Origin of the sequence: Bacteroides oleiciplenus YIT 12058, assembly GCF_000315485.1 — a bacterium.
Lineage (GTDB): Bacteria > Bacteroidota > Bacteroidia > Bacteroidales > Bacteroidaceae > Bacteroides > Bacteroides oleiciplenus.
In genome coordinates this window covers 411,551-429,913 of the sequence record NZ_JH992941.1, presented here as the reverse complement: position 1 = coordinate 429,913, position 18,363 = coordinate 411,551, and the positions used below count along the sequence as shown (strand labels likewise).

Below are 18,363 nucleotides of genomic sequence, written 5' to 3'. Positions count from 1 at the left end.
ATTCTATCACTTTCTCTCAATAGTCACTTTTTTCTTTTGTCACGAATGAGAAACAGTTCCTTTACGAAACCTACCATGAACACATGCGAATAGGTATGCGTCTTTATGTCATTCACTTTGGATTGTTGTGCATCCCACAGGTAGGCAAGACGCATTTTAGCTCGTCCCACCGGAAAGTCTACGGTTAGCATCTGCCGCAAGGAGGGCTGGTTGTGCAGGGAAGTGAAGTTTATCACTCCGTTCCAATTCCCCAGCGTAAAAATCTCGTAGTACGACTGCCCGTAATTGGGAGAGAACATGACACCCATAAAAGGCAGATTAATCTGGTAGCGCAAAGAAATCGGATAGTTCTTAATCCGCAAATCCCATATTGCCATTCCGGATGCATCCAGGTTGATGTAAGCACGTGCCTGTGCCGGGTTGTTACCGTTGCGCAGGCTGTATGCAAAACCGCCGTTCAGGTCGATAAGTCCTCCGGCAAGTAATTTAAAGTTCGGAGTAATGGGAAAATTGTAATGCAATCCGTAGTTCCAGTTTGCCAGCCCGGAGAACATATTGTTATTGTCCACACGGTTGTGGGTATACCCGATGTCCGCCTGGAAGAAACTTTGCAAGGATACATTGCCATTCATCCACTTGGTCATGCGCATGCTTTCACGGGAAATACGGAAGTCGATACCTTTGTATTCCTGTGGTGACAGATAAGTGTCGAATACATTGGCATAGCCTACGCCGTACATGGTGGCCCGGGTTACAAAGCGTGTTCTTGCCGAAGAGTCAGCCCTCAATTCTTGTAACGCCCGTTCTTCAACGCTTTGCGCTTTTACACTTCCGCCCGTTCCGAGCAGCAGGCATGCGGCTATTATACCTATTCTATATAAACTCATTGATATAGTTGCTTATCACTAATCACTAATCGTTAATCACTTAGAACAGTTTCATCTGCCCCGTTATTTCATCTCGGATATCGTCCTCACTCTTGCCATGATCGGGGTCCAGGATTTCGGGTTCCTCCTCTTCCTGTTCCTCTGTTTCTTCCGGGGTTTCGGGCTGTCGTGTCGGTTCCAGTTCATTAACAGTCTCCAATGTAAAGGTAGTAATACGCTTGCCTTTTGCTTTGAAGCCTTTTACGGCAATAAATTCGTCTGCCTCTATAATCAGCGGTTCACGGAAACTGTCATGGCCGCCGAATATGACTTCCAGACGCGGATAACATTCGTCTGTCAACAAGATTAGCCTGTTGTTCTTATTTTCTCCCAGATAATTCTGCTTACGGTTGGTTGCTTCCATGCAGAAACGCTTGATATAGGGCAGATTCTGTTGGTCCGCATCGTAAAGCACGGCAGTCCATACCTTGTTCGGGTCAAATTTCTCCAGTATGCGGATATTCGCCTCATAGTGGTTACTGAGGTCGAAGTTGGTGATGTAGAAATCGCCGTTGTCATGTACCACCAGGATGCTGTCGTCACTCTGAAATTCTCCCAGATATTCACCGCGTCCGTCGTAGTTGAGGCGAAGCACATCACGGTCGAACCACACTTTACGTCCGCCCAGTGTGGAGCCACCGCGCTGTTTCAAAGCAATCTTATGTACCGGGAGCTTGGTCAGGATATTACCCCTTGCCTGGCGACCCTTGATGCTGACAGTACTGAAGTCTTCTTCAAAGATAATGCGGCGCACGCGAGGATTGGGTTTCAGTGTCACCTTGATGACTTCCGCTTCACCATTGGGATTGGCAGTGAAATACATGATGCGTGAGTCGGGAGTACCTTGCGTCACATCATATTCACGGTCGCGGATAATACTTGTTACGGCAAACCGTTTGATATATTGTGTGCCTTCTTTCCCGTCACGATAAACTACATTGTATATCGTGCGCTTATCGTTCTTCTTGAATACATTGGCATAGAGAATATTCTTTCCCACGAATTTCTTATCGGATACGGGAGTAACCAGATAGCGCCCGTCCCGGAAAAAGATGATGACATCATCTAGGCTTGAACAGTTGCAGAGGAATTCATCTTTCTTCAAAGCAGTGCCGATGAAGCCTTCTTCGCGGTTGATATATAATTTTTCGTTGGCTTCCACTACCTTACTTGCCTCGATGGTATCGAAGCTGCGCAACTCCGTACGGCGTGGAAAATTTTTGCCGTATTTGTTTTTCAGCATCAGATACCAGTCCACCGTATACTCTATGATATTTGCCAAATGGTGGTCTATCTCTTCTATGTCCGTCTTCATGCGGGCAATGAGTTCTTCCGCTTTGTCGGAATTGAATTTAAGGATACGTCCCATCTTTATTTCCATCAGTCTGAGAATATCCTCTTTGTTCACTTCGCGGATGAACAACGGATAGAAAGGTGTCAGGCGTTCATCAATGTGCTCGCAAGCTGCATCCATATTTTTGGCTTGTTCAAACTTCTCGTCCTTATAGATGCGTTCTTCGATGAATATTTTTTCCAATGAAGCAAAGTGCAGGCTTTCCAGTATTTCATCTTTGCGTATTTCCAGTTCCCGGCGCAGCAGAGACAAAGTATTGTCTACTGATTTTCTCAGCACATCGCTCACTGTGAGGAAATGCGGCTTTTGGTCATCGATGACGCAGCAGTTGGGCGATATGCTTACTTCGCAGTCAGTAAAGGCATATAAGGCATCGATTGTTTTATCCGAAGACACACCGGGAGCAAGATGAACCAATATTTCCACGCTGCCGGACGTCAGGTCTTCCACTTTCTTTATCTTGATTTTGCCTTTCTCGCTTGCCTTCACGATGGAATCACAAACACTGGCCACCGTCTTGCCGTAAGGAATTTCCTTGATGGCAAGCGTTTTGTTATCAATCTTTTCTATTTTGGCACGTACGCGTACGGCTCCGCCGCGTTCGCCATCATTGTATTTGGATACGTCGATGCTACCACCCGTCTGGAAATCCGGATAGAGTTTGAATTCCTCTTTGTGCAGATAATTGATGGATGCATCACAAAGTTCATTGAAGTTGTGGGGGAGTATCTTGGATGAAAGACCTACCGCAATACCCTCTACCCCCTGTGCCAACAGCAAAGGGAATTTTACGGGCTGAGTTACCGGTTCTTTGTTTCGTCCGTCATAGGAAAGTTTCCATTCGGTGGTTTTGGGGTTGAACACTACATCGAGGGCAAACTTCGACAGTCGCGCTTCGATGTAACGGGGAGCAGCGGCACCGTCACCTGTAAGTATGTTACCCCAGTTCCCCTGGCAATCTATTAGTAAGTCTTTTTGTCCCAATTGCACCAATGCATCACCAATGGAGGCATCACCGTGCGGGTGAAACTGCATGGTGTGTCCCACGATGTTTGCCACCTTGTTGTAGCGCCCATCTTCCATTCGCCTCATGGAGTGCAGGATACGTCTCTGCACAGGCTTTAAACCATCATTGATGTGGGGTACGGCACGTTCCAGAATAACGTACGACGCATAATCCAGAAACCAATTCTGGTACATACCGCTAAGCTGGTATTTTGCTTTTACGTCCTTCGTGTCAGCGGGTTTATAATCCGAATGTCCATCGCTCCCTGCCGGGAGTTTCTTTTCCAAGTCGTCTTTCGGTGCTTCAAAGTCTTCGCTCATATCTGTTTTGGGAATATCTATTCTGAATAATCACTGCATTTCTCAGTCGAACGCAAAAATACAAATTTTCTCGGTAAATCCTGCAAATGAAGGTCTTTTAATTATTGGGGGCGTGATGATGTGTGCCGGGATGAATGCTACCATTCGGCTTTTTTCCACTGCGTGTAAACTTCCTTAACACCTCTGTTATTACTTGCTTCTGACAATTGATTGATTATTAATATAGTATCGTTTTGGCATGGATTTAGATATACTATTTGCCGAGAAGAGCAATAAAATTCTATCTTTGGGCCGGATAGTCGGCTGTAACCTTAAAAAAGAGCAATTGACCCAATGAAACAATTCATTAGAAACTTCAACAAGCAAAAGGTGGTGGGAACCCTGAATATATGCAGCCTTAGTCTTAGCATAATGGTTTCCATAGTTGTCGGCCTGTGGGCGATAAATGAACTCACTTATGATAATTTCTATCCAGATGGTGACAGGATGTATAGGGTGGTACAGGACTTCGATCTTAACGGCAAACGGATCAGGGCAGCTACCTCTTTTCAACCGCTGGGAGAAATCGCAGAGAAAGAACTTCCCTCCATTGAACAGATGTGCCGGGTGGTGAGACGACCCATGGGAGTGACTTTTCATGATATGGTTCATTTTGGGGTGGCGTCTATTGTGACTGACCACAACTTCTTTTCATTTTTTGGTTTCCCATTGAAAGAAGGGGATCCTGAAACTGCGTTTTCCGGCACCAATAATGCAATTATCACAGAATCTGCTGCTAAGAAATACTTTCCTGGTGAGGACCCTGTCGGCCAGCGAATTGTGTCGCATGGTTCTGACTTTTTTATTTCGGCAGTGATGTATGATATTCCGCGTAATTCGCATATGCTGGCGGAGGTGATATTTCCTTTCTTCGGTTCTTTTAAGCGTGGATGGGATAGTGGGTTTCACTATGATACTTATTTTATTCTATCGCCGGATGCAGATAAGGAACTTATAGGAGAGCGCCTCACCCTAATTAATAAGGCAGGAGCGGGCAAATTTTTGCAGGATGCATATAATGAAGTGAAATTGGAGCCCGTCAGGGAGATACATTTCAGCAAGACGGAGCCGGAATTTGAATATGCGGTGAAAGGTGATAAGGGCTTCTTACAGATATTGGTTTTCACAGCTCTGATTATCCTGATAATAGGCTGTATCAACTTTACTAATCTGTTTATATCCACTGCATTCATACGTGCCAAGAGCATCGGAATAAAAAAATCCCAGGGAGCGGGGAGGAAAACACTGATATTGGAATTTTATAAAGAAACAGCTATCTATGTCCTTATTGCAGTAGCCGGAGGACTGTTGCTGGCGATGCTGACGCTGCCTGTATTCAATAACTATACAGACTCGATGACAGTTATCGATTTTACCAATCCGCAGCTCTATATATTCCTTTTTTGCCTGATAGTTGTCACTGTTCTGGTTGCCGGTTCTTTTCCGGCATTCAGGATGACGCAGTTCGGCATTATTGATACGCTTGGCGGTAAATTCCGGGGAAAGAAAATGTCTGTTTTCCAAAAAGTGCTTGTCATCATACAGTTCACATCTTCCATTAGCCTGTTGATAATCGTCTTTTTCTTCGGTAGGCAGATTGATACTCTTTTATCACAAGACCTGGGATTTAATAATAAAAATGTATTTTATGTGAATGGCTGGGGATGGTTTGGTGCCGATTACAAAGCACTGCGCGATGAATTGAAGAAGAATCCGGCTATTGCAGATGTTGCCATGAAGCAATATGACTTACCTCTGCGGACGGGCAATGGAGTAGGCGTACGCAACATGGATGGCGGTGATGCTATGTTGGTGGATTTTTCGGAAGTGTCGCCCAATTACTTCGACTTCTTCGATATGGAGTTTGTTGAGGGTGAAAATCCTTTATGGTTGGAGACTGCCAGAGATGCCCGTTGGTGCGTAATCAATGAAACGCTGGCACGTGCCCTTGGAGTGGAAGACAATCCGGTCGACGCGCCTTTCATATATATATCCATCGGTCAAAAATTGATAGAGAACGACGGGAAAAGCTATATAATCAAAGGAGTGATACGTGATTCTTATGTGAAGTCTCTTCATGAAATACCCGGTCCGCAGTTATATGTGAACCTGTCGCGTGACGACCACAATCCTATTTTTGTACGGACCATCGGCAATCCGCAGGATGCCCTGCAAGCGATGGAAAAGATGTGGAAAGAGGTGAATCCGAATGTTCCCTTTGAGTATCACTTCCTGGACGAAGCTTACGATGCGCAATACAAAGCCGAGATGAATGCACGCAATGTGCTGGGCTATGCTTTGCTGATAACATTCATTATTTCGGCAGCCGGACTTTTTGCTATTGCATTCTATTCCACCCAGCGGCGGGTGAAGGAAATCGGCATACGTAAAATTAATGGTGCGAAGGTGGCGGACTTATTACTGTTGCTAAATAAAGATGTAGTGGTCTGGGTACTTATTTCATTCCTAATAGCTTGCCCGATAGCTTACATCTTCCTGTATAATTGGCTGGATGGTTTTGTTGTAAAAACGTCTCTGAGTCCCTGGGTGTTTCTAATGGCCGGTGTCATATCAGCGTTAGTTGCGTTGATTACGGTGAGTTATCAGACCTGGAGAACGGCGACGGCAAATCCTATAGAATCATTAAAAACAGAATAGGTACCTGCACCGTACCTGGAACGTATCTGAGACGTACTTGCTCCGTACGTTCTTCGGTCAGGAGTACCTCTGAGCGAAGAAAGTACGGAGTATGTACGGAGCAAGTGCATCCCAGGTACGGCGTGGATAGGGTAAAAACAGGAATTAGCAGTTGCTACCCGATTAATTTTTTATTCTGCCGGAATATTACGATATTTGTTCGTGAGAGCTTGCAGACCGGGACGAAAACCTTTTAAAAGAAATATCCGAATGAAGAAAGGAAACATCCTCATTGTTGATGATAATAAGAATGTGCTCAGTGCCCTGAGGATACTCTTAAGCGATTATTTTGAGAATATCTCTTTGCTTACATCCCCCAATACACTCATTTCCGAATTGAGAGATAAAAGCCCGGATGTGGTGCTGCTCGATATGAATTTCTCGGCAGGCATCAACTCCGGCAATGAAGGGCTGTTCTGGCTTTCTGAAATAAAGAAAACGGATGAAGAACTGCCCGTGGTTCTTTTCACTGCATATGCCGATATCGACCTTGCCGTGAGAGCCCTTAAAGCTGGGGCAACCGACTTTATCGTGAAGCCATGGGATAACGCCAAACTGCTGGCAACCCTGCAATCGGCATTTTCTTTGCGCCAATCGCGTAAAGAAGTGAAAAAGTTGCGTGAGAAACAGAGTGTACTTAACCGTGAGATTCAAAAGGAAGAAGATATCTGCTGGGGGCAATCTCCTGCCATGCAGCGCCTGCTCACTATGATTAAGAAGGTTGCCGTGACTGACGCCAACGTCCTTATCACCGGCGAGAACGGGACCGGTAAAGAGCTTATAGCGAAGATGATACACCGCTATTCGCCCCGGGCGGCAGAGACACTTATCAGTGTAGATATGGGTGCTGTCACCGAAACTCTTTTCGAAAGCGAACTTTTCGGACATGTGAAAGGTGCTTTCACAGATGCTAAAGTGGATAGGGCGGGAAAGTTTGAGGCTGCTGACGGTGGTTCTCTTTTCCTGGATGAAATAGGTAATCTGAGTTATCCTTTACAAGCTAAACTCCTTTCCGCTTTGCAGACGCGCCATATCACACGGGTAGGGAGTAATAAGTCCATTCCGGTAGACATCCGCCTGATTTCGGCTACCAATAAGAATTTGTTCAAGTCCGTGAAGGAAGGAGGGTTCAGGGAAGACTTGCTGTACCGCATCAATACTATTCATCTTGAAGTTCCGCCTTTGCGCGAACGTCGGGAAGATGTTCCGCAACTGGCTGAATTCTTTCTGCGACGCCTTGCGAAAAAATATAATAAAGGCAACCTGAAATTTAGTGAAAAGGCACTCCGGAAGCTGGAAAACTATGTCTGGCCGGGGAATGTGCGGGAATTGGAACATGCGATTGAGAAGGCTGTTATCCTGAGTGATAATGAGGAACTGCAACCTGCCGACTTTTATATGCGTACACCGGATGAGACTTCATTTGTTGTAGAATCCTTCACGTTGGAAGAAATGGAAAAGATATTGATAGAAAAGGCTTTAAGGAAGTATGATAACAATATCTCTGCCGTAGCTGTTGAACTTGGTATTTCGCGCCCTACGCTATATAGCAAGATTAAAAAGTATGAACTTTAACCGGACATCTGCCAAAGAGAAAAGAGAATGTTCAAATCAATAGAATACAAACTGATAACCTATCTTCTGGTGCTGATGGTTGCACTCATGGCGGCGACTTTGCTGTTCGTCCGTGAAGAAATCATTTATGGCGTTGTATGTGCGGCTATTGTGATATTTTCTTTATTCAGGCTATTCAAAAACTACAGAAAATTCAATAAAAACATCCTGTTCCTGCTTAATGCAATGGAGAACGGCGACTATTCTTTCCATTTCTCTACTACCCGGATGTCGCTTCGGGAGAAAGAACTGAACCGGATGCTGAACCGGATTAAAGGGATTTTGGTAAAAGCCCGTCGCGAGATTATAGAGAATGAGGAGTTTCTCGGCACGATTGTGGAAAGTGTATCTACCGGTATTATTATTACTGATGAAGATGGTTTTGTGCGCAATGCCAATCGTTCGGCTATGGAATTGCTGGGCCTGAGTAGTATTTCGCATCTGAACCAGTTGCGCAATGTCGATGAATCGTTTCCCTCCTTATTTCTAAATTTGAAACCGGGTGAGGCGTCTCTCGTAAAGATTGCGAATGAGCGGGAAGAGACGGAACTTAGTCTTCACCTGACTAAAATCGTAATCTCCGGCACTTCTTTCCGTATCATTACGCTTAATAATATCGGTAGTGAATTGGAAGCTAAAGAAATGGAGTCGTGGATACGTCTTATCCGGGTGATGACGCATGAAATCATGAATTCCATTGCGCCGATTACTTCATTGAGTGAGTCGTTGTTGTTTTCGTTTCGCTCGCATAGCGCCGAAGTTTCTGGTAATTCCCTTTATCTGAATACTGTGGATGCTCTTGAAACCATCAATGCCACAACTAAGGGATTGCTGAATTTCGTAGAGTCTTATCGTCAGTTTACGCGTATTCCCCAGCCGCAGATAGCGCTTATTGATACAAGATTATTGCTTGAAAAGGTGGTGGGCCTGTGTTCTGCTAAAATAGAAGAACAAGGGGGTACGGTTCAGATTATTCAGAAAGGTGATATGCCGCCATTGTATGCAGATGAGAGTCAGGTGTTGCAAGTACTCGTTAATCTGGTGAAAAATGCTGCGGAAGCTTTCGGGAGTGGGGAAGGGGAGGCTTATTCCGAAAAGAGCATTGAACTGGCGGTTATCGCATCGTCCCGGCAAACGGTTATCGAAGTGCGTAATAATGGGGCGCCTATTCCGCAAGAGATACTTCCGCATATTTTTGTTCCTTTCTTTACTACCAAGGAGTCCGGTTCAGGCATCGGCCTGAGCCTCTCGCGTTATATCATGCGTCTGCATGGTGGCAATCTGAAACACTATACTGCCGGAGGTTGGACGATATTCGGGATGGTGTTTTGTAAAGTATCTCCTGTGCAAGTGTAAAGCTATCTTACACTCTTGCTAGTCTTGAATATTTCTTAAATGTTTGATATATAGTTTGTTATCGGTTTGGCATACTTCTGGATATATATTACCTGAATATCATTGTAATTTATATCCGGAGGCTTATGAAAAGAGTAGTATGTATTTCCTTTTTTTTGAGTATTACCATTATTCTGCACGGGCAGACTAAGGTCTGGACGCTGGAAGAATGTATGGAATATGCTGTGCAGAATAATACACGGGTTAGCAGTCAGGAAGCCCGGAATAAAATCTATACTCAGAATTATCGGGAGGCCATTGCCCGACTCTTGCCTTCTGTTGGAGCGGAAGTGAATGCTAATTTTAGTTTTGGGCGCGGACTGGATTCTGAAACGAATACATATACTGATGTTAATTCATTCAGTAACACCTATGGCATTTCTTCCAGCCTGGTGTTGTTTGACGGTCTTGCAGGTATTACGAGGGTTAGGATGCAAAAGGTAAGCAGGTTGATGGGAAAACATCAATTACAAGAGGCGGAAGACCTGACTGCTTACGAAACGATGGAGGCTTTTTTTAATACTCTCTATTATTGCGAGATGGTTGATTTGGCACAACAGCAGTGGGAAGAAAGTAGCCGGAACCTTCAACGTACCCGGCGTATGGAAGAACTCGGTCTGAAATCTTCTCCCGATGTGGCCGAGTTGGCAGCCAAAGAAGCTTCGGACAGTTATAGTCTGACCCGGCAAAAGAACTTGCTTAAAATAGGAATTATCCGCCTGAAAGAAAAAATGTATTTTCCCATTGATGAAGACTTGCAGATAGCCGGATATGATACTCTTGAATTGATAGCTAAAACGGAGGATTCTCCTATCGATATATATAAGCATGCGCTGCTGTTTCTGCCCACTGCGCAAGTTGCAGACGCTTCTTTGCGTATCCGGCAACTCTCTTATCGTGCGGCAAAAGGCTCTCTGTTGCCCACACTGATGGCCCAGGGCGGAATATCGACAGGTTTTGCACGCTTTATGGATGGCAGTGAGTATATTCCTTTCTCCGAACAGTTCAGGAATAAACGGGGATATTATGTTGGCTTTTCCCTTTCTTTTCCCCTCTTTGACGGTTTGTCCCGGGTGTCGAATTTGAAAAGGAGCAGGCAGGAACTTATCATTGCCCGGAATGAGTAGGAAGAAGCCCGGCGAACTTTGTACAGCGAGATAGAACAGGCTGTAGCCGATATGAACGGTCAGGCCGATGAATTCTACCAGGCTGACAGGCAGGAGGAAGCCATGAAGATAGCGCACCAGCTTAATCTCCGTAAATATGAGGAAGGACTTGTCAGTGCTATCGATTTGCACACAAGCGCTAACCGGTTGATGCAGGCAAGGGCGGAAAAGCTGAATGCACGCCTGAAGTATAGCCTTAAAAAGCGTCTTGTGAATTATTATAAAGGGGAGCCTTTCATCGGTGAATAAACAGGAGCAGCCAGTAATAAACCAATAAACAGTGAATGAAGCTATGGATACTATTATCGAACAGAAAAAAGGATTGAAAAAAAAGCATATACCGTATATAATTATCGGTTTGTTACTAACTTTAGCAGCCGGATGGCTATTCTTCGGTAATCAGACTCGCAGAGTGCGTGTGAATAGAAATACACTGAACGTCCGGTCGGTAGAAAGAGGATTATTCAATGATTATATGCGTGTCAATGGGCAGGTATTGCCCATCCGCACTGTGCAATTGAGTGCGGCGGAAGGTGGCATGGTTGCCGAAAAGATAGTGGAAGAAGGGACAACGGTGGAACAAGGCAAGGTTATCGTGCGTCTCACTAATCCGATGCTTAACCTTAGCATTCTTGATAGTGAAGCCCAACTGGCCGAGAAGCAGAACTTCCTGCGAAATACCCTGCTTGATATGGAACAGAACAGGCTGAGCCTGAAAAAAGACCAGTTGCAGTTTGATATTGAGGTGGGGCGGCAGAAGCGCCGGTTTGAACAGTATAAACGGTTGTATGAGGAAAAATTGGTGTCGCGGGAAGAATATTTGCAGGCTCAGGAAGAATATGAACTGGCTTTCAATAAGCGCAATCTGGTGGTCGAAAGCCGGAAACAGGATTCTATTTACCGTGAAGTGCAGGTCAGGCAACTTGAAGAGAGCCTTGACAATATGCGGCGTAATCTTGTGCTTGTACGCCAACGGGCGGATAATCTGAATGTGAAAGCTCCGGTGAGCGGACAACTTGGATTGCTTGATGTAGAGATAGGACAATCCATCACTGCCGGCACCCGGATTGGGCAGATTAATATCCTGTCCGATTTCAAGGTGGAAGCTTTTATTGACGAGCACTATATCGACCGTGTCCGCGAGGGGCTTGAGGCTACTTTTGAACGGCAGGACAGGGATTATGCCCTGCGTGTCCGGAAAGTTTATCCGGAAGTGCGCGATAAGCAGTTCAGAACAGACTTCGTATTTGTAGGCGAGCGCCCTGATAATATCCGCACGGGGCAGACTTATTATATCAATCTGCAACTGGGACAGCCGGTAGAGGCGACTCTGATTCCCCGTGGGGCATTCTATCAGAGTACGAGCGGGCAATGGGTATTTGTGATTACTTCGGATGGGAAAAAGGGAGTGCGCCGCAATGTACAGATTAAACGCCAGAATCCGATGTACTATGAGGTGGTGAGCGGACTTGAGCCGGGAGAAAAAGTAGTTATCTCAAGTTATGAAAATTTTGCGGATGCCGGAGAACTGATTTTGAAGGATTGATAAATAGGGTATTGACTTGTAATTGATAAAAAATAAAGAATATGATTAAGATTAAAGGACTGAATAAGGTGTTCCGTACGGAAGAGGTGGAAACGGCAGCAATAAACAGTATTTCCCTGGAAGTGGAGAAGGGGGAATTTGTGGCTATAATGGGGCCTTCGGGCTGTGGTAAATCTACGTTACTCAATATTCTGGGCATGCTCGATAGTCCGACTTCGGGCGAGTACTATCTCGATGGCGTAGAAGTCGGTCACATGAAAGAGAGTGAGCGCACCGATACCCGCAAAGGAAAAATAGGTTTCGTCTTCCAGAGTTTCAACCTTATCGAAGAGATGAATGTATTCGAGAATGTGGAACTGCCGCTTACTTACATGAAAATCAAACCTTCCGAGCGTAAGCGCAGGGTAGAGGAAACTCTGAAGAGGATGAGTATCGACCATCGTGCCGGGCACTTTCCTACCCAGTTATCCGGCGGACAGCAGCAACGCGTAGCCATTGCCCGTGCCGTAGTAATCAATCCTATGCTGATACTTGCTGACGAGCCGACCGGTAACCTCGACTCCCGCAACGGAAAGGATGTCATGGAGCTTCTTCTTGAACTGAACCGTCAGGGAACTACGATTGTCATGGTGACACATTCACGCCACGATGCTTCGTATGCCCACCGGATTATCAATCTGTTCGATGGGCAGGTTGTGACGGAAGTGCAAAGCGAGAGTTTATTACGATAAATGGTGAAACTGTTTATTAGTAATAGAGAAACTTGAATATTGCTAATAATCAAATTTGATTATTAGCAATAAATAAACTATCTTTGCTCTATACAAAATAAATAAACGTATGGTGAAATATTCTGATATCAAAGAGGTTTATAATCAACAGCAGGAATTCTTTAGGCATGATGAATCTCTTTCGCGCGAGTTATTGGCGGCATTGCCTGTAGATAATGCAAATCATGCTTTAGTGATTTCAGGGATACGTCGTTGTGGAAAAAGTACGTTGATGCGGCAGCATGTCGGGCCAACTATCGACGAGGCTTTTTATTTGAATTTTGATACCCCAAAACTGTTTCGTTTTGATATCAAAGACTTTGAATTACTCGACCTTCTGATAGAAGAAACAGGGAAAAGGAATCTCTACTTTGATGAAATTCAAGTGGTAGAAGGTTGGGAATTATATGTAAGACAGAAGCTGGATCAGAGATTCAATGTTTGTATTACCGGTTCCAATGCCTCTCTACTGAGTAAGGAATTAGGTACAAAACTTACCGGGCGACATATCTCGAAAGAACTTTATCCATTCTCATATAAAGAGTTCCTCCGTTTCCGGTCGTTAACGCCTTGTGCCGAATCTTTTATGGAGTATCTTCGGAATGGTGGCTTTCCGGAGTTTGTGCGCACTGGTAATCAGGATGTACTTACAGCATTATTTGATGATATTTTGTATCGGGACATAGCAGTCCGTTATGGGATTCGTGATGTAGTTTCCCTTAAGGCATTATTGCTTTATCTGGCAGCTAATTTCGGAAACCTTGCTTCTGCTAATAAACTGGCTGGAATGGTCGGTATAAAAACCGGTAAGACGGCTTTGGAATACCTGAGCTATTTTGAAGAAGCTTATTTCATCAGTCGTATGCCCAAGTTCTCATGGTCATTGAAAGCACAATATGTCAATCCTCAGAAAATATATTTCATTGATACAGCCCTTTCGCAAGCTGTTACCGTTTCCTTTACCGAAAACACGGGGCATATGCTGGAAAATGTAGTTTATTGGGAGCTGCGCCGTCGTTATCGGCAACTTTATTATTTTAGTGAGAATAATAGTGAATGCGACTTTGTGGTATGTGAGAAGAATGTACCGATACAGCTTATTCAGGTCTGTCTGGAGTTGCATCGGGAAAATGAATCACGTGAAGTGGGAGGATTGCGCGAAGCCATGCGTTTCTTTAAAATGGATAGAGGGATTCTTATAACTCTTAATCAAACAGATAAGATTCGTACGGAAGAGGGTTGGATTGACGTTATTCCTATGCATCAGTTTGTGTAACAACGTGCAATGATAAGATAAATTAATACCCCGCCTGCCCGACTTATGATATAAATCCCTATCTTTGTGGCGCTTTTTAATAAAGAACAGGATTAAAATTAATAGATATAACAAAAAAATGGCACAAGAAGACGTTTTTAAGAAACTCGTATCGCACTGTAAGGAATACGGTTTCGTATTCCCCTCCAGCGACATCTACGACGGATTGGGAGCAGTGTATGACTACGGTCAGATGGGTGTGGAACTGAAAAACAACATAAAACAATACTGGTGGCAGAGCATGGTGTTGCTGCACGAAAACATTGTCGGCATCGACTCCGCTATCTTCATGCACCCCACTATCTGGAAGGCTTCCGGACACGTAGACGCATTCAATGATCCATTGATTGATAACCGTGACTCTAAAAAACGTTATCGTGCCGATGTGCTGATTGAAGACCAACTGGCTAAGTACGATGATAAAATCAATAAGGAAGTAGCCAAAGCTGCTAAACGCTTCGGAGAATCTTTTGACGAAGCACAGTTCCGCAGCACAAACGGCCGCGTACTGGAACACCAGGCTAAACGTGATGCTTTGCACGAACGTTTTGCTAAGGCGCTCAATGATAATAACCTTGATGATCTCCGTCAGATTATTCTGGATGAAGAAATCGTTTGTCCCATCAGCGGTACAAAGAACTGGACGGAAGTTCGTCAGTTCAACCTGATGTTCTCTACAGAGATGGGTTCTACTTCTGATGGTGCCATGAAGATTTATCTGCGTCCTGAAACAGCTCAGGGTATCTTTGTGAACTACTTGAATGTGCAGAAGACCGGCCGTATGAAGATACCTTTCGGTATTGCACAGATTGGTAAGGCATTCCGTAACGAGATTGTTGCCCGTCAGTTCATTTTCCGCATGCGTGAGTTTGAACAGATGGAAATGCAGTTCTTCGTGAAACCGGGCACTGAACTGGACTGGTTCAAAAAGTGGAAAGAAATCCGCCTGAAATGGCATAAGGCACTGGGATTCGGTGATGGTAGCTATCGTTATCATGACCATGACAAGTTGGCTCACTACGCTAATGCTGCTACGGATATCGAGTTCTTGATGCCTTTCGGCTTCAAGGAAGTGGAAGGTATTCATAGCCGTACGAACTTCGACTTGTCTCAGCATGAAAAGTTCTCCGGTAAAAATATTAAGTACTTTGATCCCGAGACGAATGAGAGTTATACTCCGTATGTTATTGAGACTTCTATCGGTGTGGATCGTATGTTCCTCAGTATCATGGCTGCTTCTTATTGTGAAGAACAACTGGAGAATGGAGAAAGCCGTATCGTATTGAAATTACCTGCTGCACTTGCTCCTGTGAAGTTGGCTGTGATGCCGTTGATAAAGAAAGACGGTCTGCCTGAAAAGGCCCGTGAAATCATCGACTCATTGAAGTTCCACTTCCACTGTCAGTATGATGAAAAAGATAGTATCGGTAAGCGTTACCGCCGCCAGGATGCCATCGGTACTCCGTTCTGTGTGACTGTTGACCATCAAACTCTGGAAGATAACTGCGTGACGCTGCGTAACCGTGATACGATGCAGCAGGAACGCGTAGCTATTGCTGAACTGAATAACATCATTGCAGACCGTGTCAGCCTTACGTCATTGCTGAAGACGTTGCAATAAGTAATACAATAAATTAGCAGAATGAAAAAAAGACTCTTAGTATTTTTGCCTTTCCTGTTGCTCACCATGGGTGTGTTCATCTCTTGTGAAGAGGTGGAAGAAGAAGGGAAGTATTCGAATTGGCAAGAACGTAATCAGGCATTCATCGATTCAATCAAAGTGGTTGCAGGAGATAATTATGTCGCTACTTTGGAACAATTGGAGAAGGTTCAGGTAGGTGAGATGTTCTATATAATGAATGAACTTATCAGTACAAATGAAAACCCTCAATACATATATTGCAAAAAACTTGTGAAAGATATGTCTGGGCAACGTCCGCTATATACAGAGTCCGCTTATGCTTATTATTATGGCACTCTGATTACCGGTACTAAGTTTGATGGTAGTTTTACCGGCTATAGCGCAATAGATCAAAATATTCCTATGAAGCCTGAAAAAGAACCTACCCCCTACGATTGGACGGTTAAGTTCACAATAAATTCAACTGCATTGACAAGTGGTTGGAGAGCTTTCTTGCAGTACATGCATACTGGAGAGCGTTGGATGGTTTATATTCCATGGGATTCAGCGTACGGCTCTTCCGGTTCTGGAAGTATTCCTGGATATTCAGTATTGGCTTTTGATGTGATTATGACAAGAGTGGTTCAGTAAAATATTTCTTAAGAATATAAAGAAGGCATATCTATTTTTTAGATATGCCTTCTTTGGTTTTATACTTGGTGATTCTTATATTTTCTTCTTTAACGCTTTCGCCCAAATCTTATACCCTTCTTCATTCAAATGTAATCCGTCACTGGTCAGTTCAGTGCGCAGTACATTTGTCCCTTTCTCCGTGAATAGAGGGAAGAGGTTGATGAATGTAATCTTGTATTCTTTAGCTAAAGCTTCCAGTTGAGCATTGATTTCGGGAACCATATCGGTTTTTCCGGTAAGTTTCTTGTAGCGCCCGAAGCTTTCGTTGAAAGGCAGGAGGCTTTGCAGATAAAGTTTTGTGTCGGGAGATTCGCGCTGGATACGCTCTACAGTCATACGTATCATGCTGACAATGCTGTCGGCAGTCAGGTCATGCGAGATATCGTTGACACCGGCAAGGAGGAACAGTTTTGCGGGTTGCCCCGGGAGTATCTGATGCAGGCGGTCGTAGATGCCCATTACTTCATCGCCGATGATTCCACGGTTGCGGATATTCTTTTTGTTGAGGCGGACGTTCCAATCGCCACCACCTTCTGTAAGGCTGTTACCTACCATGACGATGTCTTTGGATGTGATGGCGGGTTCATCCATGAATTGGAGGAAACGTTTGTAGTAATGCTCCGTATAGATGCGTGGGGCGGGGTAGATAGATGCAGCTACAGCATTGGATACCAGCGAACGCAGGCGTACTACACTGTGTCCGTCTTCGGGATGCACGGCGTTGATGAGCAGAATGACTGAAGTGTCATTGTCCGGGTCTATCACGATGGATGTGCCGGTATAGCCGGTATGACCGTAGGTGTTAGGACCGAAGTAATCTCCATTGTTGGAAGCATAAGCAGTGAAATTGTCCCAACCTAAAGTGCGGCCTAATGAGGCGGTGGCGCGGGGAACGGTACTCAGGGCTTTTACTCCCAGTGGGCTGAGGATACGGTGTCCGTTCCACTCTCCACCGTTTTGCAGGGCGGCACAGAGAAGTGCGATGTCCTCGGCACAGGAGAAAACGCCGGCATTACCGGAGATACCGCCATTCATGATGCGAGCCAGCGGGTCGTGCACTTGTCCGCAGAGGACGCTGCCATCGGGTTGCTTCTCGGTGGGGGCGATGAGACTATGCCAGTCTCCATCGGTGGTGGATGCCCAATGGGCATCTGCTGTATTTACCCATTTTCCATCTTTATCACGTTTGCAGGGCAGGTAATCGGTATGGTTCATACCCAGAACATCAAATAGATTTTCGCGGGCGAAGTCACGCAATGATTGCCCACTGACGGTTTCAATGATACGTTGCAGGGTGATGTAGTTGAGGCAACTGTATTGGAAATCGGTCTGCGGTTTAAAGTCACGGCGGCAGTTGGCAATGTATTCTATTAATCCGTCGGGGCTGGGAGAGCCGTATTGCTTTTCCAATTCAGCGGTGGGGCCGTAAGGAGGAAGACCGGAAGTGTGCGTCAATAGATCGGCGATGCGGATGACCTTCTTGTCTTTGCCGTCTTCGCTTGCCCAGTTCTTGAATCCGGGGATATAGAGACTGACCGGGTCCAGAAGACGGACTTTTCCACGTTCTGCCAGGATGTGAGTACAGGTGGCGGTAGACATGGACTTGCTGCATGAAGCCATATCAAAGATTGTGTTCACGGTCATAGGCTCGGTGTTGGGATACACGCGTTTGTTGCCATAAGCTTTGAGGTAAGCCATTTTTCCATTGCGTACTACAGCGAGCACAGCGCCGGGAATATCCTTGTTGGCTATGGCGGTTTCTATAGCTTCGTCAGCGTACATCAGTTTGCGGGAGTCCATGCCGACTTGTTCGGGGGCTACGCGTTGCAGGGATTGTGCGTTGGTTTGCAGGGCAAGCAACGCAAGGAAAAGAAAAGAGGAGATGAGTTTCATACTATTAC

11 protein-coding genes and 1 pseudogene are annotated in these 18,363 nt (G+C 45.1%); 9 read left to right on the top strand and 3 right to left on the bottom strand.

The window, feature by feature from the left end:
• Nucleotides 1-23: 23 nt before the first annotated feature.
• Nucleotides 24-887 (bottom strand): DUF3316 domain-containing protein, encoded by an 864-nt coding sequence (locus tag HMPREF9447_RS09855; protein ID WP_009129573.1) that lies wholly within the window; start codon nt 885-887, stop codon nt 24-26.
• A 40-nt stretch (nt 888-927) separates the two neighbouring features.
• Nucleotides 928-3,606 (bottom strand): DNA gyrase/topoisomerase IV subunit A, encoded by a 2,679-nt coding sequence (locus tag HMPREF9447_RS09850; RefSeq protein WP_009129572.1) that lies wholly within the window; start codon nt 3,604-3,606, stop codon nt 928-930.
• A gap of 333 nt (nt 3,607-3,939) precedes the next feature.
• On the opposite strand from HMPREF9447_RS09850, the gene HMPREF9447_RS09845 reads away from it, so the two are divergent.
• The 9 genes and pseudogenes from HMPREF9447_RS09845 to HMPREF9447_RS09805 all read left to right on the top strand — a co-directional run bounded on the left by HMPREF9447_RS09845 (nt 3,940) and on the right by HMPREF9447_RS09805 (nt 16,420).
• The gene (locus HMPREF9447_RS09845; protein ID WP_009129571.1) at nt 3,940-6,303 is read left to right on the top strand and encodes an ABC transporter permease; all 2,364 of its coding nucleotides are present in this window, start codon (nt 3,940-3,942) and stop codon (nt 6,301-6,303) included.
• Between the two features lie 249 nt (nt 6,304-6,552).
• Entirely contained in the window at nt 6,553-7,917 is a 1,365-nt protein-coding gene (locus HMPREF9447_RS09840) for a sigma-54-dependent transcriptional regulator (RefSeq protein ID WP_009129570.1), read from the top strand.
• Between the two features lie 27 nt (nt 7,918-7,944).
• Entirely contained in the window at nt 7,945-9,312 is a 1,368-nt protein-coding gene (locus HMPREF9447_RS09835; protein ID WP_009129569.1) for a sensor histidine kinase, read from the top strand.
• 125 nt (nt 9,313-9,437) lie between these two features.
• Nucleotides 9,438-10,766, top strand: a pseudogene (locus HMPREF9447_RS09830) (TolC family protein).
• Between the two features lie 43 nt (nt 10,767-10,809).
• Nucleotides 10,810-12,063 carry an efflux RND transporter periplasmic adaptor subunit gene (locus HMPREF9447_RS09825; protein ID WP_009129566.1) on the top strand — a complete coding sequence of 418 codons (1,254 nt, stop codon included), beginning with the start codon at nt 10,810-10,812 and terminating at the stop codon, nt 12,061-12,063.
• Nucleotides 12,064-12,104: 41 nt separating this feature from the next.
• Nucleotides 12,105-12,794, top strand: a complete 690-nt coding sequence (locus HMPREF9447_RS09820; RefSeq protein ID WP_009129565.1) for an ABC transporter ATP-binding protein — start codon at nt 12,105-12,107, stop codon at nt 12,792-12,794.
• A gap of 109 nt (nt 12,795-12,903) precedes the next feature.
• Nucleotides 12,904-14,109: an ATP-binding protein gene (locus HMPREF9447_RS09815; protein ID WP_009129564.1), complete on the top strand. Its 1,206-nt coding sequence runs from the start codon at nt 12,904-12,906 to the stop codon at nt 14,107-14,109.
• Between the two features lie 118 nt (nt 14,110-14,227).
• Entirely contained in the window at nt 14,228-15,769 is a 1,542-nt protein-coding gene (locus tag HMPREF9447_RS09810) for a glycine--tRNA ligase (protein ID WP_009129563.1), read from the top strand.
• 21 nt (nt 15,770-15,790) lie between these two features.
• Nucleotides 15,791-16,420: an FKBP-type peptidyl-prolyl cis-trans isomerase gene (locus tag HMPREF9447_RS09805; protein WP_009129562.1), complete on the top strand. Its 630-nt coding sequence runs from the start codon at nt 15,791-15,793 to the stop codon at nt 16,418-16,420.
• 75 nt (nt 16,421-16,495) lie between these two features.
• Here the strand turns inward: HMPREF9447_RS09805 and HMPREF9447_RS09800 are convergent, their stop codons facing one another.
• Entirely contained in the window at nt 16,496-18,355 is a 1,860-nt protein-coding gene (locus HMPREF9447_RS09800) for a serine hydrolase (RefSeq protein WP_009129561.1), read from the bottom strand.
• Nucleotides 18,356-18,363 lie beyond the last annotated feature (8 nt).

What these genes read in the sequence shown, in the direction of transcription:
- HMPREF9447_RS09805 (WP_009129562.1), top strand. Translation starts at nt 15,791, where the DNA reads ATGAAAAAAAGACTCTTAGTATTTTTGCCTTTCCTGTTGCTCACCATG.
- HMPREF9447_RS09855 (WP_009129573.1), bottom strand. Translation starts at nt 887, where the DNA reads ATGAGTTTATATAGAATAGGTATAATAGCCGCATGCCTGCTGCTCGGA.
- HMPREF9447_RS09815 (WP_009129564.1), top strand. Translation starts at nt 12,904, where the DNA reads ATGGTGAAATATTCTGATATCAAAGAGGTTTATAATCAACAGCAGGAA.
- HMPREF9447_RS09820 (WP_009129565.1), top strand. Translation starts at nt 12,105, where the DNA reads ATGATTAAGATTAAAGGACTGAATAAGGTGTTCCGTACGGAAGAGGTG.
- HMPREF9447_RS09845 (WP_009129571.1), top strand. Translation starts at nt 3,940, where the DNA reads ATGAAACAATTCATTAGAAACTTCAACAAGCAAAAGGTGGTGGGAACC.
- HMPREF9447_RS09825 (WP_009129566.1), top strand. Translation starts at nt 10,810, where the DNA reads ATGGATACTATTATCGAACAGAAAAAAGGATTGAAAAAAAAGCATATA.
- HMPREF9447_RS09840 (WP_009129570.1), top strand. Translation starts at nt 6,553, where the DNA reads ATGAAGAAAGGAAACATCCTCATTGTTGATGATAATAAGAATGTGCTC.
- HMPREF9447_RS09800 (WP_009129561.1), bottom strand. Translation starts at nt 18,355, where the DNA reads ATGAAACTCATCTCCTCTTTTCTTTTCCTTGCGTTGCTTGCCCTGCAA.
- HMPREF9447_RS09810 (WP_009129563.1), top strand. Translation starts at nt 14,228, where the DNA reads ATGGCACAAGAAGACGTTTTTAAGAAACTCGTATCGCACTGTAAGGAA.
- HMPREF9447_RS09850 (WP_009129572.1), bottom strand. Translation starts at nt 3,606, where the DNA reads ATGAGCGAAGACTTTGAAGCACCGAAAGACGACTTGGAAAAGAAACTC.
- HMPREF9447_RS09835 (WP_009129569.1), top strand. Translation starts at nt 7,945, where the DNA reads ATGTTCAAATCAATAGAATACAAACTGATAACCTATCTTCTGGTGCTG.